The 25051-nt window shown below is 36.9% G+C and carries 20 protein-coding genes and 1 other annotated feature; of the genes, 8 read left to right on the forward strand and 12 right to left on the reverse strand.

Annotated features, from left to right (window positions below):
• Positions 1 to 38: 38 nt before the first annotated feature.
• The 6 genes from KHA94_RS15165 to zapA all read right to left on the reverse strand — a co-directional run bounded on the left by KHA94_RS15165 (position 39) and on the right by zapA (position 7494).
• Complete coding sequence (locus tag KHA94_RS15165; RefSeq protein WP_213102957.1) at positions 39 to 1739, reverse strand: long-chain-fatty-acid--CoA ligase; 1701 nt, start codon at positions 1737 to 1739, stop codon at positions 39 to 41.
• Positions 1740 to 2002: 263 nt separating this feature from the next.
• On the reverse strand, positions 2003 to 2410 hold the full coding sequence (locus tag KHA94_RS15170; RefSeq protein ID WP_213102958.1) for a DUF350 domain-containing protein: 408 nt from the start codon (positions 2408 to 2410) through the stop codon (positions 2003 to 2005).
• A gap of 18 nt (positions 2411 to 2428) precedes the next feature.
• The gene (locus tag KHA94_RS15175) at positions 2429 to 4783 is read right to left on the reverse strand and encodes an endonuclease MutS2 (protein ID WP_213102959.1); all 2355 of its coding nucleotides are present in this window, start codon (positions 4781 to 4783) and stop codon (positions 2429 to 2431) included.
• A 23-nt stretch (positions 4784 to 4806) separates the two neighbouring features.
• On the reverse strand, positions 4807 to 6528 hold the full coding sequence (polX, locus tag KHA94_RS15180; RefSeq protein ID WP_213102960.1) for a DNA polymerase/3'-5' exonuclease PolX: 1722 nt from the start codon (positions 6526 to 6528) through the stop codon (positions 4807 to 4809).
• Between the two features lie 155 nt (positions 6529 to 6683).
• Entirely contained in the window at positions 6684 to 7226 is a 543-nt protein-coding gene (locus tag KHA94_RS15185) for a CvpA family protein (RefSeq protein ID WP_213102961.1), read from the reverse strand.
• Positions 7227 to 7233: 7 nt separating this feature from the next.
• The gene (gene zapA, locus KHA94_RS15190; protein WP_213102962.1) at positions 7234 to 7494 is read right to left on the reverse strand and encodes a cell division protein ZapA; all 261 of its coding nucleotides are present in this window, start codon (positions 7492 to 7494) and stop codon (positions 7234 to 7236) included.
• A gap of 125 nt (positions 7495 to 7619) precedes the next feature.
• On the opposite strand from zapA, the gene rnhC reads away from it, so the two are divergent.
• Entirely contained in the window at positions 7620 to 8558 is a 939-nt protein-coding gene (rnhC, locus tag KHA94_RS15195) for a ribonuclease HIII (protein WP_213102963.1), read from the forward strand.
• Between the two features lie 37 nt (positions 8559 to 8595).
• Here rnhC and KHA94_RS15200 read toward each other — a convergent pair whose 3' ends face one another.
• Genes KHA94_RS15200 through KHA94_RS15210 form a run of 3 tightly spaced genes read right to left on the reverse strand, consistent with a single transcriptional unit; the run spans position 8596 to position 12388 of the window.
• Entirely contained in the window at positions 8596 to 9135 is a 540-nt protein-coding gene (locus tag KHA94_RS15200) for a 4Fe-4S dicluster domain-containing protein (protein ID WP_213102964.1), read from the reverse strand.
• A 1-nt stretch (position 9136) separates the two neighbouring features.
• Complete coding sequence (locus KHA94_RS15205) at positions 9137 to 11149, reverse strand: molybdopterin-dependent oxidoreductase (protein ID WP_213102965.1); 2013 nt, start codon at positions 11147 to 11149, stop codon at positions 9137 to 9139.
• 27 nt (positions 11150 to 11176) lie between these two features.
• Positions 11177 to 12388 (reverse strand): PucR family transcriptional regulator, encoded by a 1212-nt coding sequence (locus tag KHA94_RS15210; RefSeq protein ID WP_213102966.1) that lies wholly within the window; start codon positions 12386 to 12388, stop codon positions 11177 to 11179.
• A gap of 333 nt (positions 12389 to 12721) precedes the next feature.
• Here KHA94_RS15210 and KHA94_RS15215 point away from each other — a divergent pair, with 333 nt between their 5' ends.
• The 7 genes from KHA94_RS15215 to tatA all read left to right on the forward strand — a co-directional run bounded on the left by KHA94_RS15215 (position 12722) and on the right by tatA (position 20007).
• On the forward strand, positions 12722 to 14044 hold the full coding sequence (locus KHA94_RS15215) for a radical SAM protein (RefSeq protein ID WP_213102967.1): 1323 nt from the start codon (positions 12722 to 12724) through the stop codon (positions 14042 to 14044).
• Between the two features lie 18 nt (positions 14045 to 14062).
• On the forward strand, positions 14063 to 14797 hold the full coding sequence (locus KHA94_RS15220) for a TorD/DmsD family molecular chaperone (RefSeq protein WP_213102968.1): 735 nt from the start codon (positions 14063 to 14065) through the stop codon (positions 14795 to 14797).
• The gene (locus tag KHA94_RS15225; protein ID WP_213102969.1) at positions 14785 to 17367 is read left to right on the forward strand and encodes a molybdopterin-dependent oxidoreductase; all 2583 of its coding nucleotides are present in this window, start codon (positions 14785 to 14787) and stop codon (positions 17365 to 17367) included. Before KHA94_RS15220 ends, KHA94_RS15225 begins: the two co-directional genes overlap by 13 nt.
• 16 nt (positions 17368 to 17383) lie before the next feature.
• Positions 17384 to 17917, forward strand: a complete 534-nt coding sequence (locus KHA94_RS15230; RefSeq protein WP_213102970.1) for a DMSO/selenate family reductase complex B subunit — start codon at positions 17384 to 17386, stop codon at positions 17915 to 17917.
• Positions 17918 to 17988: 71 nt separating this feature from the next.
• Positions 17989 to 18837: a dimethyl sulfoxide reductase anchor subunit family protein gene (locus KHA94_RS15235; protein WP_213102971.1), complete on the forward strand. Its 849-nt coding sequence runs from the start codon at positions 17989 to 17991 to the stop codon at positions 18835 to 18837.
• Between the two features lie 41 nt (positions 18838 to 18878).
• Positions 18879 to 19790, forward strand: coding sequence for a 4Fe-4S binding protein (locus KHA94_RS15240; protein ID WP_213102972.1), 912 nt, complete (start codon positions 18879 to 18881; stop codon positions 19788 to 19790).
• Between the two features lie 19 nt (positions 19791 to 19809).
• On the forward strand, positions 19810 to 20007 hold the full coding sequence (gene tatA, locus KHA94_RS15245) for a twin-arginine translocase TatA/TatE family subunit (protein ID WP_213102973.1): 198 nt from the start codon (positions 19810 to 19812) through the stop codon (positions 20005 to 20007).
• Between the two features lie 174 nt (positions 20008 to 20181).
• Here tatA and pheT read toward each other — a convergent pair whose 3' ends face one another.
• From pheT to KHA94_RS15260, 3 genes are all read right to left on the reverse strand, one after another.
• Positions 20182 to 22596, reverse strand: a complete 2415-nt coding sequence (gene pheT, locus KHA94_RS15250) for a phenylalanine--tRNA ligase subunit beta (RefSeq protein ID WP_213102974.1) — start codon at positions 22594 to 22596, stop codon at positions 20182 to 20184.
• A 152-nt stretch (positions 22597 to 22748) separates the two neighbouring features.
• The gene (gene pheS, locus KHA94_RS15255; protein ID WP_213102975.1) at positions 22749 to 23786 is read right to left on the reverse strand and encodes a phenylalanine--tRNA ligase subunit alpha; all 1038 of its coding nucleotides are present in this window, start codon (positions 23784 to 23786) and stop codon (positions 22749 to 22751) included.
• Positions 23787 to 23841: 55 nt separating this feature from the next.
• Positions 23842 to 24122, reverse strand: a binding site (T-box leader).
• 76 nt (positions 24123 to 24198) lie between these two features.
• On the reverse strand, positions 24199 to 24951 hold the full coding sequence (locus KHA94_RS15260) for a TrmH family RNA methyltransferase (protein ID WP_213102976.1): 753 nt from the start codon (positions 24949 to 24951) through the stop codon (positions 24199 to 24201).
• Positions 24952 to 25051 lie beyond the last annotated feature (100 nt).

Here is a 25051-nt window from a genome sequence, read left to right on the forward strand (position 1 = left end):
TATTCAAAAATAAAGAACCGAATGAGCTCGGTCTATAATTAAGCCTGCTTTTCTATATGATCATTCGTCTTCTTTTTTTCTTCATCTATTAGAGCTCTTCTCAAAATCTTTCCTACAGCTGTCTTCGGAAGTTCATCGCGGAATTCATAAAGTCTTGGAACTTTGTAGGAAGCTAGGTGCTTCCGTGCAAATTCATTTAATTCTTCTTGAGTTGTTGTTGCACCTTCTTTTAATACTATATAGGCTTTAACCGTTTCACCACGATATGGATCAGGAATTCCAGCTGCTACAACTTCTTGTACATTTGGATGTTCATAAAGCACTTCTTCAATTTCACGTGGGTAAATATTATATCCGCCTGCAATGATCATATCCTTCTTCCGATCGACTACATAGAAGTAACCTTTTTCATCCATATAACCAAGATCGCCTGTTAATAGCCAGCCATCTATAAATGTTTCAGCAGTTTCCTCAGGACGGTTCCAATATCCCTTCATTACTTGTGGACCTTTTACAACAATTTCCCCGACCTCACCAGGTGGAAGATGCTCACCAGTTTCCAATGAAAGAATAGCTGAATCGGTATCTGGCCATGGTACACCAATGCTTCCTTTTACACGTGGACGATCCCAAAGGAAGTTCGCATGAGTCACAGGTGATGATTCAGTTAATCCATATCCTTCCACTAGTTTTCCACCTGTTACTTCCTCGAACTTTTGCTGAACTTCGACAGGAAGCGCTGCAGAACCACTTATACATGAATCTATCGAAGAGAGGTCGTAGTTCTTTAAATCCGGATGGTTTAATAATCCAATATAAATTGTTGGAGCTCCTGGGAATAATGTCGGCCTCTGTTTTTGTATGGTCTTTAGTGTTGTTTCTACATCGAACTTGGGTAGAAGTACCATTTTATGTGCTTCCATAACTGATAAAATTAATACAGTTGTCATCCCATACACATGGAAGAATGGCAATATGCCTAGTACGACCTCTTGACCTGCCTTACATTTATATAACCATGCCTTGCACATGGACGCATTTGCAACGAGGTTCCGATGTGTTAACATAACCCCTTTCGGGAAGCCTGTTGTTCCGCCTGTATACTGCAATAATGCTAAATCTTCTTCAAAATCGAATTCATATTCCTTTAAAGATCGAGTTGGCTGCTTTAATATTTCAGTCAGCAAATGGTTGTGGCCTTCATGCTTAACATTGACAACAATGCCATATTGCTTCTTTTGGATAAAAGGGTAAACGAGATTTTTCGGAAAAGGAAGAAAGTCTTTGATAGCGGTTACAATTACATGCTGTAAATCCGTCTTTGGCATCACCTTTGTTACCCTTGGAAATAATATATCCATTGTAATGATCGCTATTGCTCCGGAATCCTTCATCTGATATTCAAGTTCTCGTTCCATATACAATGGATTTGTTTGTACAACGATCCCTCCCGCCATTAAAATCCCATAATAACTAATAACAGCCTGAGGGATGTTAGGCAGCATTATGGCGACTCTGTCACCTTTTTTTATTCCTAGTTCCTGAAGATATCCTGCCAGTTTGATTGATGATTCATAAATTTGTTGATAAGTAAATTCCTTACCCATAAAATGAATAGAAATTCGATTAGGATTTTCGTTTGCTGCCATCTTTAGGTAATCTTGTACCGGCTGGTTAGTATATGTCAAAGTTGAGGGGATTTCATCCGGATATGTTTGAAGCCAAGGCTTATTATTCAATCTTTATTCCCTCCTTCTAAAAATTAATTTTTTAGAACATTCAAACTGTTCATTCCTATTATAATATAATGAAGTTTACGTGACAATTAGAATAAGACTTTTCACACTGAACCAAAAAAATCGCCATTGTGTCATGGCGATTTTTCCGAAACTATATTGATAAAACATTAAACTATGAATAATAGATATATGGTGCCTATTAAGATAAATAAACCACAGAGAACAAATAATATTTTTGCTAATTTATCCACTTTTTTCGCTCCTTAAGATAGCCCTGCCCCAATAATAAATGACAAACCAATTGAAATAATCATGGATATTAAACCAACTGCTTTATTATTATTTTCAATTTCTTCATCTATTTTGAATTTTGGCGTAAGAAATTCAAAAATAAAGTAGCCAATAAGTAATAGGATGAAGCCAAAAACGCCCCAGCTTATCATCGTTAACAATGTATCATTATGCATAATGGAATGTCTGAAAATATTAGCAATCCCAAAAATCTTTCCCCCTGTTGCCATAGCAACCGCTACATTTCCATTTTTGATTTCTTCCCAGTTCCTATATTTCGTGACAAGCTCAAAAACGGCTAGAAAAACAATCATACAAAGGACTACCACACTGTAATACCCAGCAGTTCTCACAAATTCATTTTCCCAAAATTGATTCATGTCATTTCTCCCCGCACGTTATTTAAACTCAACGATTGTAACGCCTGATCCACCTTCACCCGCTTCTCCAAAACGGATTTTTTTCACAGACCGATGATTACGTAAATATTCTTGAACACCTTGTCTTAATGCACCTGTTCCTTTACCGTGAATTATGGATACACGTGGATATGCTGCAAGCAACGCATCATCGATGTATTTTTCAACGCGAAGCAAGGCGTTTTCATATCGTTCCCCGCGCAGATCCAACTCTAGATTCACATGGAAGTCCTTGCCTTTCAGAGTTGCCATTGATCTTGTTTCAACTGGCTTTGGACTTTTGATAAATTCCAGATCCTTTTCCGATACTTTCATCTTCAAGATACCAATTTGAACATTCCATTCATTATCAGAGGTTTTTTCGATCAGATGACCCTTTTGATCAAAGCTTAACACCTTGACTTCATCACCAGGTTTTAGTACACGCTCTTCCTTCCTTGTGATCGTTTTCTTTGACTTTTTAATTTTAGGGACCGCTTCCTCTAATCTCTTTTTCGCTTCAATTAATTCATGCTCTTTTATTTCTGCTGCCTTTTCTATTCGCATTTGTCTTAAATCACGGATGATTTTTTCCGCATCTTCCTTAGCTTGCTCAACAATAGCTTCTGCCTTTTCTGCAGCTTTTTCATGAAGTGCGTCTTTTTGCTCGTAAAATTCAACCATTTGCTTTTGTAAATCTTTATGAAGTTTTTCAGCACCTCTTAATAATTCATTTGCTTCTTCCCGTTCAGCCTCTGCCAATCTTTTACTCTCTTCCAATGAGGCAATCATATTCTCAACTTGATTACTGTCCGCACTAATATAGGAACGAGCAGTATTGATAACATCTTCTTGTAGACCAAGCCTTTTTGATATTTCAAATGCATTGCTTCGACCTGGAACCCCTATGAGGAGTTTATATGTTGGGCTCAATGTATCAATATCAAATTCTACACTTGCATTAATGACTCCTTCTCTATCATATCCGTAAGCCTTTAGTTCTGGATAATGAGTAGTGGCAATGACTCTTGCTCCTCGTTTATAAACTTCATCTAAAATTGAAATCGCAAGTGCAGCCCCTTCTTGGGGATCTGTCCCTGCACCCAGCTCATCAAAAAGAACAAGGCTATTGTAATCAACTTTATTTAAGATATCTACTATATTCACCATATGAGATGAAAAAGTACTAAGGCTTTGTTCAATCGATTGTTCATCACCGATATCCGCATAAACCGCCCCAAAAACAGCGACTTCTGATCCATCCAATGCTGGGATTTGCAGCCCAGCCTGGGCCATTAGTGTACATAAACCGACCGTTTTTAATGTTACTGTTTTTCCTCCAGTATTAGGACCCGTAATAACAATCGTAGAATAGTCTTTTCCTAAAGTAATATCATTGGCCACCACAATATCCTCATGAATAAGCGGGTGGCGTGCCTTAAATAAAGCGATTCTGCCTTCATTATTCACTTCTGGCTTCGTAGCTTTAATCCTCTTACTATAACGTGCTTTAGCAAACATAAAGTCAACTTCTGCAAGTACTTCTACTATTACTTCTAACGCTCCATATTCCTCTGCAACTTTGCTTGAAAGTTCGATCAAGATTCGTTCAACTTCCTGTATTTCTTTCACTCGAATTTCTTGGAGTTCATTATTTAATTGTACAATCGATTGAGGTTCAATAAATAATGTTTGACCTGAAGAGCTTTGATCATGAATAATCCCGCCGTAATGCCCTTTATATTCCTGTTTTACTGGGATGACGAAGCGATCATTTCGAATGGTAATAATGGCATCTGACAGCATTTTCTGGGCGTTTGATGAACGAATCATGCTTTCAAGTCGTTCTCTAACCCGTGACTCTTTTGTCCGCAATTGATTTCTAAGCGACCGGAGTGCATCGCTCGCACTATCAAGGACTTCTCCATTATCATCAATCGCATTTTTAATGGACGTTTCTAAATCTGCTAAAACGATAATCCGATCAACATAGCTTATTAAACTAGGTAATTCATCTCTCTCATCTACAAATTCCTCGATGAATCTTTTTATTTGTCTACTCGCATGTATTGTGCTTGCTACTTGAATTAGCTCCTGAGGGCTTAGCATTCCACCAATGACTGATCTTTTAACATGGGGACGAATATCATAAATGCCGCCAAGTGGAACAATCCCTTTTATTCTGAGAACTTTAACCGCTTCGTCCGTTTCTTCCTGCCATTGCAAAACCTCTTCAACATTCACAGAAGGCATTAAATTTTCCGCTTTCCTTTTTCCTAAAGTAGAAGAAACATGCTCGAGTAATTGCTCTTTCACTTTATTAAATTCTAATATTTTTAGTATTCGTTCCTGCATGAGGGTATGACCTCCAATTTTGCTCATTTTTGCTTATTGCACAAAAATGTTATCAGTTCATCTGTATTGAAAGCATTAAGGACAGTGCTTTTCTTTATCCATCCTTTTCTGGCTGTTGAAACACCAATAGACATATGACTAAGTGTATCAATTTTATGAGCATCTGTGTTAATGACAATTTTCACACCTGCATCCTGTGCTTGGCGAATATACTGTGGAGCTAGATCAAGTCGATTCGGATTTGCATTTAGCTCAAGGACAGTGTTCGTTTCTTTTGCCAGCTCAATTAACATATCCATGTCTACTTCATAGCCATCCCTACGGCCAATTAGTCTTCCCGTAGGGTGAGCGATAATGTCAACATGAGGATTATTCAAGGCTGTTTTCAACCGCTCCATGATCTTCTCTTTTGGCTGTGTAAATGATGAATGAATAGAGGCAATGACTATGTCCATTTCAGCAAGCAATTCATCATCATAATCCAATGTACCATCTGGAAGTATATCCATTTCAACCCCTGAAAGTATTGTAATATCATTGTAGCGTTCATTTAAACGCTTTATTTCTACTTTTTGCTGCCTTAATCTTTCAGCGGTAAGGCCATTCGCTACTTTCAAATATTGGGAGTGGTCGGTTATGGCTAAATATTTATAACCGCGTTCACGACAGGCTTCAATCATTTCTTCTATTGAGAAGGCTCCATCGCTCCATGACGTATGCATATGTAAATCGCCCTTAATATCTGCAAGAGAGATTAGCTCCATATCAGTTGTATATTCATCTACTTCCTTCCCATCCTCCCTTATTTCCGGCGGGAACAACGGAAGTCCAAAATAAGCATAAAATTCTTCTTCACTCGTAAAAGTGGTAATCTCACCCGTTTTGTTATTTTCCACTCCATATTCACTAATTTTTTCCCCGCGTTCTTTAGCAAGCTGGCGCATTCTTACATTATGATCCTTCGATCCAGTAAAATGGTGTAGAGTAGTTGCAAATTCATGGGGCTTTACAAGACGAAAATCGACGGATATATCATAGCTGAATTCAAGAATAACGGAAACTTTTGTGTCGCCAGCAGCGATGATCTCCTTTATTCCTGGGAATGCGAGTAGTTTTTCTTTTACTAAAGAAAGCTCTTCAGTCGCAATGATAAAATCTAAATCCTTAATCGTTTCGCGCATCCTTCTTAAGCTTCCAGCTCTTGAAAACCTATTGATTTCAATGATCTTGCTTAAATAAGATTCAATGCTTTCGGCAATAGGCAGCATATAAGCAAGCGGAAGACGTTCTGGCCTTGAACCTGCATTTTTTAGTGCTTCTAGGATTTTTTCTTCTGTTTTTTTTCCGAATCCAGGAAGTGATTGAACTTTACTATTCCGACAGGCTTCTTCTAAATCAGCAGCATTTTCAATCCCTAGCTCTTTATAAAGCTTGGCAATTTTTTTGCCGCCAAGGCCAGGTAATTGTAGAAGCGGGATTAATCCTTTCGGGACTTCTGCTTTCAGTTCATTTAATACTGTTGAACTTCTTGCCTTTATATACTCCTCAATGACGCTTGAGGTTCCCTTTCCAATACCAGGGAGCTTAGTGAAATCATCTATTTCTGATAAGCTAAGATCAATCGATTCAAGGGCTGCTGCCGCTTTTCGAAATGCTGCTATTTTAAAGGTGTTTTCCCCTTTTAACTCCATATAGATTGCAATCGTTTCTAGTAGCCGAACTACATCTTTTTTATTTACAGACATCTGAACACCTGCTTTTTTGGTCAAGTTAATGATCTAGTTATTGTTTCCTTTAAAGCCAAATAATATCTTTCGGGAATGTTGTTATGGGCATATCCCTGTTAATATTTTTCTTCACTGCTGCCTATTAAAAAGAAAACTTCTCTAACTTAGAGAAGTTACGATGCCATATATTCGATCCACATCTCTTTTATTTGCTGTGAGAATATTGGAGTATTTTTCACAATACCTTTTGCCATAAAGGAATCATTCAAGGCATTTTGAATGGAATCCACTGGTACTAAGGCAGCTATGTATAATAAAATAAACATGATAAGATATATTTCTACAAATCCTAATATTCCACCTGCCCAAATATTCAACGCCCTTAAAATTGGCAGATTCGAAACAAAATCAAGCATGCTTCCAATTAGATGAAGAACGATTTTGACAGCAAAAAAAATCACGACAAAAGCAATGGCGCGATAATAGGCATCTTCCAAATTGGCATTATCAAAAAACATTTGAATTGTTGAATCGCCGCCAAAGCTTGGGTAAGGTACCCATAATGTTAGCTTAGGTGCAAGTTTTTCATAATACATATTCGCTATAATAAATGCAATGATGAAGCCTGTTAAATGGATTAATTGAAGAATAAAGCCTCTTTTTAAACCAACGATAAAACCTATAATTAAAATGATGACTATTGCGAGATCTAGCATGACTTATTCAGTCCTTTTCCCTTTTTAATTCATTTTCAAGCTGTTCTAAGCGGTCTTTCACCTTAATATAGTCATTAACGGCATTGACTGCAGTTAATACAGCTAACTTACTGCTGTCAAGATAAGGATTCTTAGAACTGATTTCTCGCATTTTATCATCAACCATAGAGGCTACAAGGCGTGTATGACTACTGCTCTCAGTACCAATAATTATATATTGCTGACCATATATATCTACACTTGTACGGCTTTTCTGTAAATCTGACAATATGAATGCCTCCATCCTTTTGAATCCTATTCCATATCATAACACGAAATATAAAATCGTGGGAAGTAGAAGCATGTCAGAAACGCACAGTATATGTATTCATTTAACATTAAGGAGAAAATTCAATGAGTAATGTTGTAATTATAAAGAAAATGAAAGAAATAGATGAAATGAAAATATATTATCAATCCTTTTTATCTGATAAAGCTCCGTCTGGTAGTATATTTACTGCAAAAACGCCTACTTGTACAATTACCGCTTATAAATCTGGAAAAGTGTTATTTCAGGGAAATGGCAGCACAGAGGAATCTGCAAAATGGAACCAAAATAGCCAGATTACTTCTTCCCAAAAGGAGAGCTTTAACCAAGGAAATTTGCCTGAAAATATTCGTCATCTTTCAGTTATAGGTTCAGATGAAGTCGGGACTGGTGATTATTTCGGACCAATCACGGTTGTGGCAGCATATGTAAAGAAGGAACAAATCCCATTATTAAAGGAATTAGGTGTTAAAGATTCGAAAGATTTAAATGATGAAAAAATCATAAGTATTGCCAAACAAATTAAGGATATTGTCCCATATAGCCTACTAACATTACACAACGAGAAATATAATATGCTGCAAAAATCAGGGATGTCGCAGGGGAAAATGAAAGCTCTTCTACATAATAAAGCAATTGGACATGTACTTAATAAAATTGCTCCTGAGCTCCCAGAAGCGATATTAATTGATCAATTTGCAAAAGAGGAAGTTTATTATCAATATTTAAAAAATGAAAAAAATGTTGTTAAAAAGAATGTTTTTTTCAGTACGAAAGCTGAAGGCATCCACCTAGCTGTTGCAGCAGCCTCAATTCTTGCAAGATATGCCTTCGTTAGCCGTTTTGATCAATTAAGCAAGGAAGCCGGATTTACCATTACGAAAGGGGCGGGGCCAAAAGTCGATGAAAACGCAGCCCGTCTCATTCATGAAAAAGGAATAGATGTCCTTCCTGCATTTACGAAGCTGCATTTTGCTAATACAGAAAAGGCAAAACAAATTTATATGAAAAAATATCAAAAATAAAACTAATCTAAAAAAATGCGACAAATGGTCGCATTTTTTAATTCAAGAAATATCTTTTTCTCTTTTTCGCAGGATAAAAGACAATTGAAGGGTCTGTTAATCGGGAATTTGGAAAACCAGGTATCGTACTTACAGCTTCTCTGCTGCAGAAGCTATCTAAATTTTCCATATCTATCGCTCCTGTTGAACAGGCCTCTATACAAGCTGGAAGGAAGCCTTTATCTTGACGAGGATAACACATTTGACATTTGCTAACCTTGTGCAATTCTGGATCGTACTGTGGTGCACTAAATGGACAAGCCGAAATACATAAACCACAGCCTGTACATAAGTTGGAATTTATTTGTACAATCCCATCTCCTCTTTTCGTAAATGCATTCTCCGGACAAACCCTAAAGCATTCCGGGCTGCTGCAATGATTACACGAAATGGAAAGATAAGTGTCGTCTGTTAACTTTGAAACTTTGCGCCATTTAACTGCACTGACAGTTTGATTTTCATTTCTACAAGCGATTTCACAAGCTTTACATCCAATACAAAGATCAATATTAAAAACAAAACCCATCTGTTTAACCATTTCAGTCACGCCATTTCCGAATATTTACGCTGCTATCATAAAAATTTGCACTTGATTTTCCTATATTTGAATTCTCTTCATGCACAATAACCTGATTGATTGGATTTTTTCCAACTTGATTAACTAAAATAACCTTTTTCGGTAGATACCGGTTTATTCTCGCAGTAGCAGCTATACTTCCATTTAGATTATAAACTTCAACCTTTTCTCCTTCTGATATCCAATATTTTGCTGCAGCATACTCTGACAGTTCTACAATCGCTTCATCATTTTCTGATGAAAGCCAAGATAATGTTTCATATTGTGAATGAATTCTTAATAATGACTGTGGTGTTATCAACTTGAAAGGATAACTATCATAATCCTCAATTACATTAGTAGAAGCTTCAGAGCCCAAAGCATCTTTCTTTGGAAATACAAAATGAAAATTCATTGACGTTGATCCTTCGCTATACTTCTCGTCATTTCTTAAATGCGGTCCATCAAGAAGCTGTTTATAGCTTTTTAAAGAATAAAGCTCCTTTACTGATGGAGTTATCTCTCGTTCAATCCAATCAATTGGTTCCAATTCATAGGGGAAATTTGAAAAATTCGGCGAAAGCTCATTTAATTTTTTTGTTAAATCCCTTGCAATTTGCAAATCACTCTTCGATTCAAAATATGCAGGAATTGCTTGTTCATTATAAGAAAGCCACTGATGCCAATAGCTAATATTTAAATCTGGGTCTTCAAAATGGGTCGTTGCTGGTAAAACAAGATCAGATAATTCTGCAGTCCTCGTCATAAACAAATCAACCGTCACGATTAATTCAAGCTCATGGAAAAGTAACTCCCATGTTTTAAAATCATGATCCTGTGAAAGTGGATTTCTTGAAGCAATCCATAAAAACTTAAGCGGTGGTTCAGATAGTTTTAATGCTTCTTCAGCAAAATTATTAATATTAATTTCCCTTGAAGTGTTTATATAAGAATGTTTTGGACCTTGATGATTCAATAAGTTAGCAGGAAAATCCCCTAAACCATTATGTGCATAATATACGCCGCCTTTTCCCCTTTGAAGCGTACCTGCTAATGCTGCCAATGTATTTATAGCACTAATATTTTCCCTGCCATTTTTATTCCGCTGAATACCAAAGCCAATCCATGTAACACAAGGTTTGGAAAATGAATATAAATTAGCAAGCTCATTTATTACTTCAATGGATACGCCAGTTTCTTGACTAACTTCAGTTATATTTACTTCGGTACTTACGTATTGACGAAATTCTATCCAGTTTGTCGTTTGATTATCTATAAATTCCTGATCATATAAAGATGAATCTATTAAAATTTTAGCAATCGCATGTGCGAGCAGACCATCGGTGCCTGGGTTTACTTGAATATAAATATCTGCTTTAGCGGCAGTTTGAGTAAAAATTGGATCAATAACGACAAGCTTTGCACCTTTTTGCCGAGCTTTGAATATAAATTTCATTTGATGAACATTCGTTACAGCTGGATTTGCTCCCCAAATAACGATTAAATTAGCATCTGCCATTTTTTCAGGCATTAAGCTAACAGTTTGTCCGAATGAAGATCTTATAGCTTGCTCACCAGAGATTAAACAAGGGTTCCCAACAGGTTTCGTATGAGGTCCAAAACTATTAAACATTCCTTCGACGGCATAATGAAGAAGTCCGAGATTCCCAGAAAATTTATTATAGCCACAAGCTAGGTTTGAACCGTATCTTACATTCAATTCCAAAATTTTATCGATTATTATTGAATATGCCTCATCCCAAGTAATCCTTTTCCAATTTCCAGATCCCCTTGGTGACTGCATAATAGGATATTTTAATCGATATGGACTATATACATATTGGGTAAATGCATAGCCTTTTGCACATAACCTCCCCTGATTAAACCCATGCTTCGGATCTCCAGAAACCTTAATAATCTCCCCATTATGTACATATGACAGCATGCTGCATGATGCGAAGCAATTTCGGGGACATGCATTACGATAGATTTCCATTTCTATCACCTACATTTGCATAATTCCTTAAAACTTCCTAAGTTGTCTAATCTTTAATGCTGCAGTGATATTTAGTTTTACATTCATATCATCTAGCTTTTTATCTAATATCTCTTCAATTTTTTTTATACGATAGCGTAAAGTATTACGATGGAGAAACATGGCATCAGCTGTTTTTGTTAAGTCATATTGATTTGCAGAAAAGTTTTCCAGCGTGCGCATGAGCTCTCCGCCATGAAGGGAGTCGTTCTCCTCAATATCACCGAGAATATGAAAATAAAATTCCTTCAGATCTTGGAGATCATGTTTAAATAAAATTCGTTCAAGACCTAAATCATTAAAAAACGGAGTAGTGATATCTAATAATTGGCCAAGCTCAAATGCTACCTTAGCTTCTTGGTAGCTTCGAAAAATCATTTCTGGATTTGCACATGCCCTGCCAACACCAGTAATAATTCTTGATGATAAATTAGCTTTGTCAACTTGATTTATTATATGTTGAACAAATGTATTTACTTCTGCTCGCTTCTTTACTTGCTCACTTTCATGTAAAGGAAAAACCACAATTACTTCACCGCGCTTTTTCATTGCTATCGGCTTCAAATTTCTTTCAATCAACGATTTTTCAATTGCATAAAATAAAATTCCGATAAAATGCTGATCCTCAGAATAGTATTCAAAATCCCTCAACGAAAAGACAATCACGGTATGTGGGAGGTTAAAATCCCAGCCCCAAAACTGACCGTAAGAGATAATTTCATCTTTCTTCTTTATATTTCCATATAGCAGATCATATATAAATGCTTCTTTAAAATGCTGGCGTTCTTGTTTTATTTGGAATTTCTTTCGAAGCTCTAATGAGCATAGTAATGAAGCATATGAAATAATTGAGTTTAATTGTAATAACTTATCATCTGATATTTCACCGCATGAAATAATTAAGTAACCACGTAATTTTCCATCCACTATTATTGCTGAACCTATTCCTTGTAACGAATCGTTGTTAAATGTCAAATGGCATTTGTATATATTAGATTCCTCTATCTTTATATCATCTAAGTATTCAACTAATATATTATTTTCAGGATTGGAAGATGATAGAAGATTATATAATGGATCAATCGCAATGACAGGGAATGATAGTAAATTAGCTAATTTATCACAAATTCCTTGCAGTCCTTTTTCCAACCCCTCAAGCAAATGATGTAGATAATCTGGGACATAGAGGCATCTCTCCACTTATCTCCATTCCTTTCTATACCTTTGTAAAAAAAATACCTTCCTATTAAATACTATATTATTCTCTTACTAGCTTCAATGGATGTCACAAGACCGTAAAAACTCGTTGTTCTTCTGTACAAAAAAAGACGATCATTTTTGTACATCAGGAATATATCATCTCTTTAATAGTTTTTCTATAATAAAGATAACAACATATTGTGAATTAATTCACAAATAAAACAAGTGCCTTGTCTTCATTTCAATGTACTTGTTCATCCTTCTAAAATAAGTTGTAACTTTATAAGGAATAGTTTTCAACAACTATTATTTTTCACAAAAGGAAGTGAGGAAATGATAAAGAAAATCACAAAGGATAGTTTATACGTTATTAGGAATCAATTATTTTTAAGATATGCTCAGCTATTCACAAATATTGAGAGCAACACATTAGTAAATATTAAGGCATTTGGGCTTCCCTTGGAGCATGCACAAAGCAGCATTGAAAAAACAAAGCTGCTGACTAAATTAAAGAATAGCGGAGCTCATTTTCGTAACAACAATAAAAGCATCTATATAAATCGTTTTTCAAGTGCTTGTGAAGCATGTCAAACAGGTTCAGATAGCTATACTACCTTTCTCTCAATGAAATGCCATCGAAATTGCTATTTTTGCTTCAATGAAAATCAAGATAACTATACGCATTATTTAGAGAATCAAAGAGAAGCAACGGAAGAACTAGCCTCATTAATCAATAACGGTTACCAGCTAAAGCATATTGCCTTAACTGGTGGTGAGCCTCTTTTATTTCCAAATGAGACGATACATTTCTTCCAATTTGCTAAAAAAAATTCACCAGAATCATTCACTCGTCTATATACTGCTGGTGATCTATTAACTGATGATATTCTGAAAAAATTAATGGAGGCAGGATTAAAGGAAATTCGATTCAGTATAAAGATGGAAGATTCTACACAAAAGCGTAAGCACATTTTAAGAAAAATTAAACTAGCAAAAAGCTATATTCCAAATGTTCTTGTAGAGATGCCAGTCATTCCTGGGACATTAGAGAGAATGAAAGAACTTCTCATTGAGTTAGATAAATTAGATATTTTCGGGATTAATTTATTGGAATTCTGTTTTCCATTAAAAAATCCCAAACCCTTTATTGAACGGGGATTTGAACTAAAAAATCCACCTTATGAAATGTATTACAACTATTGGTACGCTGGCGGTTTAGCTATCGCTAAAAGTGAGGAGGATTGCCTGAAGCTAATAGAGTTTGCTATCGAGCAAAACTTAAAGCTTGGTGTTCATTACTGCTCACTAGAAAATAAGTTCACAGGCCAGATCTATCAACAAAACTATGACCAGAAACTGGAGAAAACATACTCTTTTTCTAATCGAGATTATTTCTTTAAAACTGCCAAAATTTTTGGAAAGGAAAAGCGAAAAGCCCTTTTCAAGCTTGAGGAAAACAACATTCCATACGAAATAAATCAACAATATGATTTCATTCAATTTCCAGTTGAAGCCATAAAGCTATTACACGATATGAATGTCGAAATTGCTGTTGTATCTTGCATTGTTGAATTTGAGAACATGGAAAGATTGATTAAGGAAGTGAGTATTGATTGGACTACACCAGCATTATTTCAGTTAGAAGATGTTAGTTAATTAGAAGGAGGGATATCCATGAATGAGAAATTGACTTTATCTGAATTAGGTCACCTATTTTATGCCAGACAATATGCTTACGACATTCTCCGAAGATTTTTTGTAGAAGAGCCTTCAAAGGAATATTTAAAGCAATTTGTTCAGAAAAACATGATTGATTTTTTTCCATTTAAAGAGGATTCTGCTGGGATCCAAGAAGGAATTGAAGACATCAAAGCCTATCTAGCTACTCACGATGTCGTTCATATTGGACATCATTTTGATGAATTACATTGGGACTACACAAGAATGTTCATCGGTCCCTTTACACTAAAAGCACCACCATGGGAATCGTCTTATGTGAGAAAAGACAAGCTTCTATTTCAAGGAACAACGATGAATGTTCGAAGATTTTACGATAAATACGGAATGGCAGTTTCTGATTTTAATATTGAAGCAGATGACCATATAGGGTTAGAGCTCGATTTTATATTTAACCTTAATGAACTATGTATTCAAGAAATAGAAGGAATAGAGCAAAACGATTTTAAGCTCTTAAAACAATTACTGCAGGATCAGCAAGCTTTTTTGAATGATCATTTGCTTAAGTTCACACCGGAATTTTGCAAATCAGTTAAAAAAGATGCAAATACACAGTTCTTTTCCGGTTTAGCTAAGCTTCTTCATTACTACTTATTTATTGATTCAATGGTACTAAAAAAACTATTAAATATAGAATTTATAAAGAGGGGGCAAGTAGAATGTTTGATTTAATAAAGAAAATAAACGACTTTAAAATATCTCGTAGATCATTTATTGGCTGGACATCTGCCATTGCGGCAACAACTGCGATTCCAGTTGGACGCGGACTAATTGCTAAAGCCGAAACCAATATTGGAACAGAAGCAGCAGGTGGTGAAGGCATTTGGAAAACGGCAGCCTGCTGGCATAACTGTGGAAGCCGGTGTCTTAATAAAGTACTTGTTAAAGACGGTGTTGTCATTCGTCAAAAAACAGATGACACACATGAAGACAGCCCTGACTTTCCTCAACAGCGCGGTTGCTTACGGGGACGTTCCCAACGTCATCAAGTTTTTAATGCTGACCGTTTGAAATATCCAATGAAAAGAAAGCATTGGGAGCCTGGTGGAGGAAACAAAGAGCTACGTGGGAAAGATGAATGGGTTCGCATTTCATGGGATGAGGCACTCGATCATATTGCTTCAGAAACGAAGAGAATTAAAAACAAATACGGAAATGAATCCATCTATGTATCAAGTGATGACAGTGATGATATCAGAACTGTCATGGCGACTCAAGGTGGCTACACCACAAGTGATGGAACGATTTCTTGGGGTGCATGGCTTTACACATATGACATGCTTGGTGTTGGCGAGGGCTTATATGTAAACGGAATTAATGACCGCTTAGATTTAAGAAACTCACAATTAATCGTACTTTGGGGAGCGAATCCTGCATGGAGCACAATGGGCAGTGTCACTTATAACTATTTACAAGCAAAAAAAGCTGGAGCTCGCTTTATTACGATTGACCCACTTTATACTGATTCAGCTAGCGTATTTGATGCTGATTGGGTGCCTATTCGTCCTGGCACAGACGATGCGCTTGCTTTAGGAATCATGTATACACTGCTTGATGAAGACAACCCAGTTACAAACCCATTAGTAAAATGGGATTTCTTAAATAAATATACGATTGGCTTTGATAAAGATCATATGCCTGAAGGTGCAGATCCAAAAGATAACTTTAAAGATTACTTATTAGGTACGTATGATGGACAGCCTAAAACACCAGAATGGGCTTCGGAAATTTGTGGTATAGAACCGAGCAAAATCCGATCTCTTGCACGCGAAATCGGTGGTACAGAAAGAGTAGCACTATTAACCGGCTGGGCTCCTGCTCGGATTAATCACGGTGAAGGCTGGGTTCAAGCATTCTCTACGCTTGGAATGATGACAGGTCATATGGGAAGCTCTGGAAATATGACAGGTGTGAGCTGTTGGGAATATGCTGGGAACATGGGTCCAAAGCTATTAAAAGGTGGCGGCAGTGGACTCCCTTCAATAGAAAATCCTGTGACGAACGTCATTAATGAAAATGAAATTTGGGACGCCATTTCGAATGGGAAATTTCTCCAAAAGGGTGAAAGGGAAAGAAAGGTGAATATTCAATTCATTTATCATAACTATAGTGCTCATCTCCAAACTCGGAGTAATATCCCAAGAGGGATTGAAGCTCACCGTAAAGTAGAATTTGTCGTGACAAATGCTTACGCTTTAACGACAAATGCGAAATACTCCGATATCGTACTCCCTGTTGCTACTCAGTGGGAAACTGAAGGATCAGTTAAGGGTGGAAACAGAGAAATATTAATTAATTGGTCAAAAATTGTTGACCCTTTATACGAATCAAAATCAGACCAGCAAATTGGGATAGAACTATTGAAGAAACTTGGTGAAGACCCTGAAAAGTATTACCCGATTTCTGAGAAACAGCAATATTTTAATAAATTGGCTGGCAGTACGGTTATAAAAGAAAATGGGGTTGATTATGAACCTTTATGTACAATTACGGCGAAAGATATTGAGGAATGGGGTGTTGATGGAACTCCACAACAAGGACGAATTCCTCTTAAAGAATTTGTCGATAAAGGAATTTATCAAGTGCCTAGAAAGAAAGGCGATAATTTCAGCTTCATTGCCTATAAAGATTTTATCGATAATCCAGAAGCAAATCCGGTATCAAGTGAAAGTGGGAAATTCGAAATTTATTGTAAAGCACTGAACGAAGCATCAAAAACTGCTTTTACTGAAATACCGCCAATTCCAAAATATGTTCCAAAAGCAGAAGGCTATGAGTCTACTTTCGAAGACTGGAATACAAAGAAAAAAGGAAAATACCCATTCCAAGTCTTTAATCCACATTATTTAAGACGCTCCCATAGTACATTTGATAATGTACCTCAATTACGTGAAGCGTGGCCTAATCCTGTATTTATAAGCGGGAAAGATGCAAAGGAACTAGGAATTAAAGATGGCGATACAGTGTTAATGTCGAATGAACATGGAAAGGCATTACGCCCTGCTAAAGTTGTTGAAACCATTATGCCAGGAACGATCGGCCTTCCTCATGGAGCATGGGTAGATATTGATGAGAAGACTGGAGTCGATAAAGCCGGTGCTGATAATATGCTTGTTGGTTATATCCCAACTGGTCTTGGCACTTCAGGCTACAATACTGCACGTTGTAATGTAGAAAAATGGAACGGTGAACCACTCGAAGAAGATGTGAATTGGGAACAACGCATTATTAAATTTAAATAAAAGGAGGGCGTAGATTATGGTTCAAATGGGGTTTTATATAGACGTTGCCAAATGTATTGGCTGTAAAACATGTACCATTGCTTGCAAAGATAAAAATGATTTAGAAGTAGGTAGAAATTTTCGTAGGGTCTATGATTTTGAAGAAGGAAGTTTTCCAAAACCATCTATTTATCATCTATCAATCTCTTGTAACCATTGTGAAGATCCTAAATGTGTAAAAAACTGTCCAACTACTGCCATTCATAAACGTGCAGAAGATGGTGTTGTTGTCATTGATCATGATAAATGTGTCGGTTGTAAATATTGTGAATGGAATTGCCCATATGGCGCACCACAGTTTTCTGAAGAACTTGGAAAAATGACAAAATGTGATACTTGTCTTGATTTACGTGAAAAAGGTGAGGATCCTGTTTGTGTAAGCTCTTGTATTATGAGAGCAATTGAATTTGGTCCAATTGACGAACTTCGAGCTAAATATGGAACGATTAACGAGGTTAAAGGAATGCCAAGTGCTTCCATAACACAGCCGAACATTGTCATTCATATGTAATCAATATTATGTGGGGAGACTCTTCCCCCACATGCAGAAAAATTAATCAATTTAATAAGGAGGGAAATCCCATGCATGAGTGGGCATTATTAATCTTTTCAATTTGTGTACAGACTGCAATTGGCGGAATGTTCATGCTATGGTTGTATCAGCGAAATATTAGCAAAAGTGGTGATGAGACTACATTTACGATTTTGAAAACTCCTCTCATCATTATTGCAGTCCTTTCATTAATTGGTCTAGGTGCTTCATTTGGACACCTTGGTGCACCAAGCAATGCATTCAACACAATTAGAAATATCGGCTCTTCATGGATGAGCCGTGAAATTGTTGTAACAGGTTTATTTATTGCAGCTGCTTGTATAACCGCTGGCTTGGCCATCCTACAAAAAAAAATAAACCCGATATTATTGATTGTAACGGCCATTATTGGATTTGTTGATATTTACTGCATGGCTTCAATTTATTCAAATTCTCTAATAAGTGGCTGGAACTCAATCAACACGTTCACTTCCTTTTATGGAACAGCCTTTGTTTTAGGAGCAGTACTTATTGCTAGCTTTACAATACCTGCTCTTCGGGCAAAAAATATGGATGACAATGCAAAGGCTCTTTTAAAACTATCTTTTTTTACTGCTTTATTTGGAATTGCCATCCAGCTTTTAGGTGTTGCATTATTCCCTGCTGCTATGACAGATGTAAATATAATGGCTGCTACAGCAGCTACATCTTCCCTTGAACCTTATCAAGGAACAATCGCAATCAGATGGGTGATTGAAGTCATTGGAATCGTTTTATTAGGTTATATGGCTCTATCACCAGTTAAGAAAACTACAATTACAGTTGCGTTTGTCGCATTAATCGTAATTGGATTCGCAGAAGGTTTAAGCAGATATGTATTTTATGTACTAGGTTCATAGAAAGAACTATAGACAAATATTTTAAAAAAGGAGTGGCTTTGATGGGATTATTAAACAAATGGATGGAAAGTCTAGATTATGAATTTAAAGTTTTACAATCATGTACACGCCATCAAAGTCCTTACTCCTCCTGTTCTAGATGTAAGGATGTCTGTTTCGATGAGGCAATTACTTTCATTGATGAAAAACCGTATATTGATAATGAAAAATGTACGGAATGTGGATATTGTATAGCCGAGTGCCCTGTTCAAGCAATTGAAGGATTTTTTCCAAAAAGAACGGTTGTTCAAGATCAATTAGTTGTGACAGACGAACATCCTCCTGCTTTAAGAGAACTGCTTGGATATAATAAAAAAGGCATTACAGCGATTATTAGTGAACAAGAGAAACTCAATGAAAATTGGCAATATACGATATCAAAAACAAATGAGATGCTAGAAAAGCTTAACGAAGCTCCCTTCTCTATTTACTTGAAAAAAATAGAACTAAAAGAAGAGTCCTTAACACGTAGAGAAATATTTTCATTTTGGAAAAATGAAGCTCAATCAACATTGAAGCAAATGACACCTGCTAAATGGCGTTTTAATCATGAAGAGCTAGATATAGCAAAATTATACCCAAAACATCAATTTAAAGAAGTGGCAGTAAATTTGAGTAAATGCACTCTTTGTAAAGCATGCCAAAAGCTCTGCAAAAAAAATTGTTTTCAAATAAACGATACTAGTTTTACAATTTCAGCTCAAAAGTGTTCAGGCTGTATGCTTTGCCAAGATATATGTCCTGAAAAAGCTATAACGATTCAAGAAAGAATTATGTCTGCAACAGAAGTGGATCATTCTCTTCTTATAAAAACATGCAAGATATGTAATAATAATTATCAATCACTAGTAGATCAAAGTGAAAAATGTGTTAAGTGTAAAAAGCAGGAAGAATTCACTGCAATTTTATCTTAAGAAATAGGATGTGATATTCATGTTTTCAAACATTGGAATACCAGGTTTAATCATCATACTCGTTCTTGCGCTTATTATTTTTGGTCCGAAAAAGCTTCCTGAAATTGGGCGTGCAATGGGGCAATCATTGAAAGAGTTCAAAAACTCTACTAAGGGCATGATGGATGACATTGACGATTCTGAAGGAAAAAAGGAGCTTGAAGAGAAAAAGATTTAATATATACAGCATTAAATGATACTTTTTTTTACAAGTGGAAACCTCAGATATAGTAAATGATTCCTGTTTACCGCTAAAACAGGATGGTACTCGAGTCATTCGAGTTGAGGTATTTGAGGTATATAAAAAATAAACTGTCTCTCAGTCAAAGATTAACTGAGAGACAGTTTATTTTTATCCTCTTAATACCGCTCCTGCTTTTTCCTTTACTGCATGTAAAACTTTATCATGAGCTTTCACAACTTCTTCATCCGTTAAAGTTCGTTCTGGATCGAAATATTTAAGAGAGAAGGCGATTGACTTCTTGCCAGCTTCCATACGTTCACCTTCGTAGAGATCAAATACATGAACTTCTTTTAACAAAGCTCCACCTGCATCAATAATGATGCTTTCTAACTCCCCTGCTGCTTTATCCTTATCAATAACAAGTGCAATGTCACGAGTAATTGAAGGGTAGCGTGGTATAGATTGATAATGAAGTGGTTCAACTTCAGCTTCTAAAATAGCTTTCAATGAAAGTTCAAACACATATGTTTCTTTTAAATCATATTCCTTTTCAACTGTTGGATGTGTTTGACCAACAAAACCTATAGATGAACCTGATAAATAAATTTCAGCTGTTCTTCCAGGATGCATGCCCTCTTTTCCGGTTTGACGGAATTCAATTGCTTTTTCTAGACCTAACTTAGCAAATAAACCTTCAAGAATTCCTTTAACCACAAAGAAATCAACAATTTTCTTCTCCCCTTGCCAAGGTTGGCTTTGCCATAAGCCTGTTAGAGCTCCAGCAAGATGCTCTCGTTCTTCAGGCAAGTTATCTGATCCTTGTGAAAAGAATACATCCCCAATCTCATAAACAGCGAGACTGTCATTTTGGCGTGCAGCATTGTATTTCAATACATTTAATAGCTGGGGAACAATACTTAACCTAAGTGTGCTATGGTCCTCACTCATTGGCATAGCTAAGCGAATTGGTTCACGATTTTCTAATGCAAATTGAGTTGCTTTTAATCCGCTTGTAAGGGAATAAGTAATCGCTTGATTTAATCCTGCTCCTTCAAGGAATCTGCGGACAATGCGGCGCTTATTTTGATAAGCAGTCAGATGTCCTGGAGTTGCTGAACCAATTGGCAGAGTTGATTTTAAATTATCATAGCCAAAGAGCCTTGCTACTTCTTCTATTAAATCCTCTTCAATTGTAATATCACCACGGCGGGTAGGCACAGTAACAATAATTGTATTGTTATCAATATTTGTTTCAAATTGAAGGCGTGCAAAAATGTCTTCAACTTCCTTCATTTCTAATTCTAATCCGAGCACACGGTTAATTTTCTCTAATGTTACAGAGACAACAGCAGGTTCTACTTTAAGCGTATTTGCTTCAACAGAGCCTGCTAATACTTCTCCCTCAGCATATTTTGCTAAAAGATGTGCAGCCCTTTCAGCCGCTGCTCTTACTCTATTTGGATCTACTCCTTTTTCAAAACGTGCACTTGCTTCGCTGCGAAGATTATGATCTTTAGACGCTTTTCTAACTGTTGCACCTTTAAAATAAGCTGATTCCAGAAGAACTGTTTTGGTATCAGATTGTACCTCAGAATCCAAACCTCCCATAACACCTGCAAGTGCAACTGGTTCTTGGCCATTTGTTATGAGAAGATGCTCTGAAGTTAATTCCCTTTTCGCTTCATCTAATGTTTGGATGATTTCTCCATCTTTTGCACGGCGAACAAGAATTTGCTTTGAACCTAGACGGCCATAGTCAAATGCATGAAGCGGCTGACCGTATTCAAGCAAAATATAGTTCGTAATATCAACCACATTATTATGCGGACGGATACCCGATGCCATCAAACGGCCTTGCATCCATAATGGTGATGGCTTAATTTTTACATTTTTAATTATTTTTGCAATGTACAAAGGGCTATCTTCTGTTGCTTCTACATCAACACGAATGTAATCAGAAGCGTTTTCATTCGACTTAGCATAATCTGTCTCTGGCAGCTTCACCTCTCTGCCTAAAATCGCTGCCACTTCATAGGCAACTCCAAGCAGGCTTAAGCAATCAGATCGATTGGGTGTTAAGCCTAGCTCAAGTACTTGGTCATCGCGATGTAAGAGCTCGATCGCATCTGTTCCAACTTCAGCATCTTGATGAAAAACATAAATTCCTTCAGAAAATTCCTTTGCAACGAGCTTGCTTTCTATGCCAAGCTCTTGAAGAGAACAAATCATTCCATTCGACTCTTCTCCTCGTAGCTTTGCTTTTTTAATTTTGAAATTGCCTGGAAGAACGGCACCTACAGTCGCAACTGCAACCTTTTGATCTTTATCGACATTTGAAGCACCGCAAATGATTTGTACCGGTTCTCCTTCACCGATATCTACTAAACATTTATTTAATTTATCTGCATTCGGGTGCTGCTCTCTTTCCAGAACATGACCGACAACTACACCGCGAATTCCTTCATTCAGCACTTCTACGCCTTCAACTTCAATCCCGCTCTTCGTAATTTTTTCTGCAAGCTCAGCAGGGGTAATGCCTGATAAATCTACATAATCCTGCAGCCATTTATATGATACAAACATGTAAAGTCCTCCTTATTGTCTAGCTTCGGCTCCTAACACCTCGAGGTCATAAGTCATTCTGCCAGGAAGGTTAAAGTGCAACCTTCCCGGCAGCTTGCCTTATGCTTGTCGGGGTTGGACAGTCGCCTCCGCTTTTCTTTTTGTCTAGCTTCTTATTCTTGAATGGAAAATTGTTTTAAGAAACGCATATCATTTGTATAGAAATGACGGATATCATCAATGCCATATTTCAGCATCGCAATCCGTTCAACTCCCATTCCGAAAGCGAAGCCTGTATATTTCTTAGAGTCAAAGCCTGACATCTCTAATACATTAGGATGAACCATTCCTGCTCCTAGAATCTCGATCCAGCCTGTTTTTTTACAAATATTGCAGCCTTTGCCGCTACATTTAAAGCAGGAAACATCAACCTCTACAGAAGGCTCCGTAAAGGGGAAAAAGCTTGGGCGCAAACGGATTTCACGATCTTCGCCAAATAATTTCTTTGCAAACACTTCTAATGTCCCTTTAAGATCACTCATACGAATGTTTTCATCTACTACAAGTCCTTCAATTTGCATAAACTGATGGGAATGGGTTGCATCATCATTATCACGACGGAATACTTTTCCTGGACAAATAATTTTTACTGGTCCTTTTCCTTTATGCTTTTCCATAGTTCTCGCTTGTACAGGAGAAGTTTGGGTACGAAGAAGAATTTCGTCAGTAATATAGAATGAATCCTGCATATCACGAGCAGGGTGATCCTTCGGTAAATTTAATGCTTCAAAGTTGTAATAGTCCTTTTCTACTTCCGGACCTTCAGCAACTGTATAGCCCATACCAATGAATAGATCTTCAATTTCCTCGACGATACGTGTTAGCGGGTGAAGATTTCCTGTTTTGACTGGACGCCCTGGTAATGTAATATCGATTTTCTCAAGCGCGAGTTTTTCTTGAACAGCGGCTTCTTCTAAGTGTTTTTGTTTCTCTTCAATTCCTGCCGCAATTGCATCCCTTACTTCATTCGCAAGTGCTCCCATTTTCGGGCGATCTTCAGCCGATAATTTTCCCATCCCTTTTAAAACTTCTGTAATCGGGCCTTTTTTCCCTAAGTACGATACACGGATGTCGTTCAATTCTTTTAAATCAGATGCTTGGCTGATTTTTTCCAACGCTTCAGTTTGCAATTCTTTTAAACGCTCTTGCATCTTAAAATCCTCCTTTAATTCCTGTTTTTTTGCAAAATAAAAAACCTAATCCCTATAAAGGGACGAGGTTTTGGATTCGCGGTACCACCCTTTTTAACACAAAAAGCATATATAGGCAGCTTTATGTATTCGCTTCATTAAGATAACGGCTTAATCCGGTACATCTTTACATTGATAAGCCTAGATAATATCTAACTAAAATAAGCAAATCAATGGTCCCGACGTCAACTCTGGAGGTGAATGTTCATTTGCAATCACTTGACAATGCTCTCAGTCTAAGGCATTCTCTCCCTGAAAAGTTCCATGCAAGCTACTTTTCTCCGTCATTGTTTTATAACATATAATTTTGCTGTTTATTATAGTATATTCTGCACATTGTTTCAAACGGTTTTACAAAAATTATCGCCCAATTTTACTTTCTTAAGAAATAAAGTAAAATTCCAGTCGCAATCGCGACATTCAATGATTCGCTTTTCCCGTAAATGGGAATGTACAGATTTTCTGTTGTTTCCGCTAATACAGACTTCCTTACACCGCTACCTTCATTGCCAACAATTAAAGCAAATTTTTCTGAACTTTGTATCTCCGTATATACTTTTGCATTTTCTAAAGCTGTGCCATACACAGGGATATTCATTTCTTTAAACCTTTGAATCCATTCTGCCAATTCCCCTCTAATAATTGGAAGGTGAAAATGACTGCCTTGAGCAGAACGGAGCACCTTTGGATTGAAAATATCAACGCTTCCTTCCCCGACTATGACTGCATCAACTCCAGCAGCCTCAGCAGTTCGAATCATTGTACCTAAGTTGCCAGGGTCCTGAACTGCATCAATCAGCAAGAAACGATGTCCTTCTACATTAGCAGCATCAAATGTCTGCTGGCGGCATACACCAATAACCCCTTGTGGCGCTTCTGTATCCGATAAGCTTTGAATAATTTCGTTCGTTACCATTGTAACAGGTATATCCCCATAATCCCAAGAAGGGGGAAGGCCAGTATTTTCTCCAACAATGATTTCTTTCATTTGCTCACTTGATAATGCTTCTTCGACAAGATGAAAGCCTTCAACTAAATATGTACCTGTTTTGTCACGTTCCTTTTTTGTTACAAGTTTCCTCCATTGCTTCACTTGTGGGTTACTTGCAGAGTGAATATATCTCACACTCTCACTCCTTCTATTTTTAATAAAATGTAAATGCAAATTTTATGGTAGAGAATTGTCTGCACGCTGGACCCTGCCCCACGACTGACAAAGCCCTTCA

Origin of the sequence: Cytobacillus citreus (assembly GCF_018343665.1) — a bacterium.
Taxonomy (GTDB): Bacteria; Bacillota; Bacilli; order Bacillales; family Cytobacillaceae; genus Cytobacillus; species Cytobacillus citreus.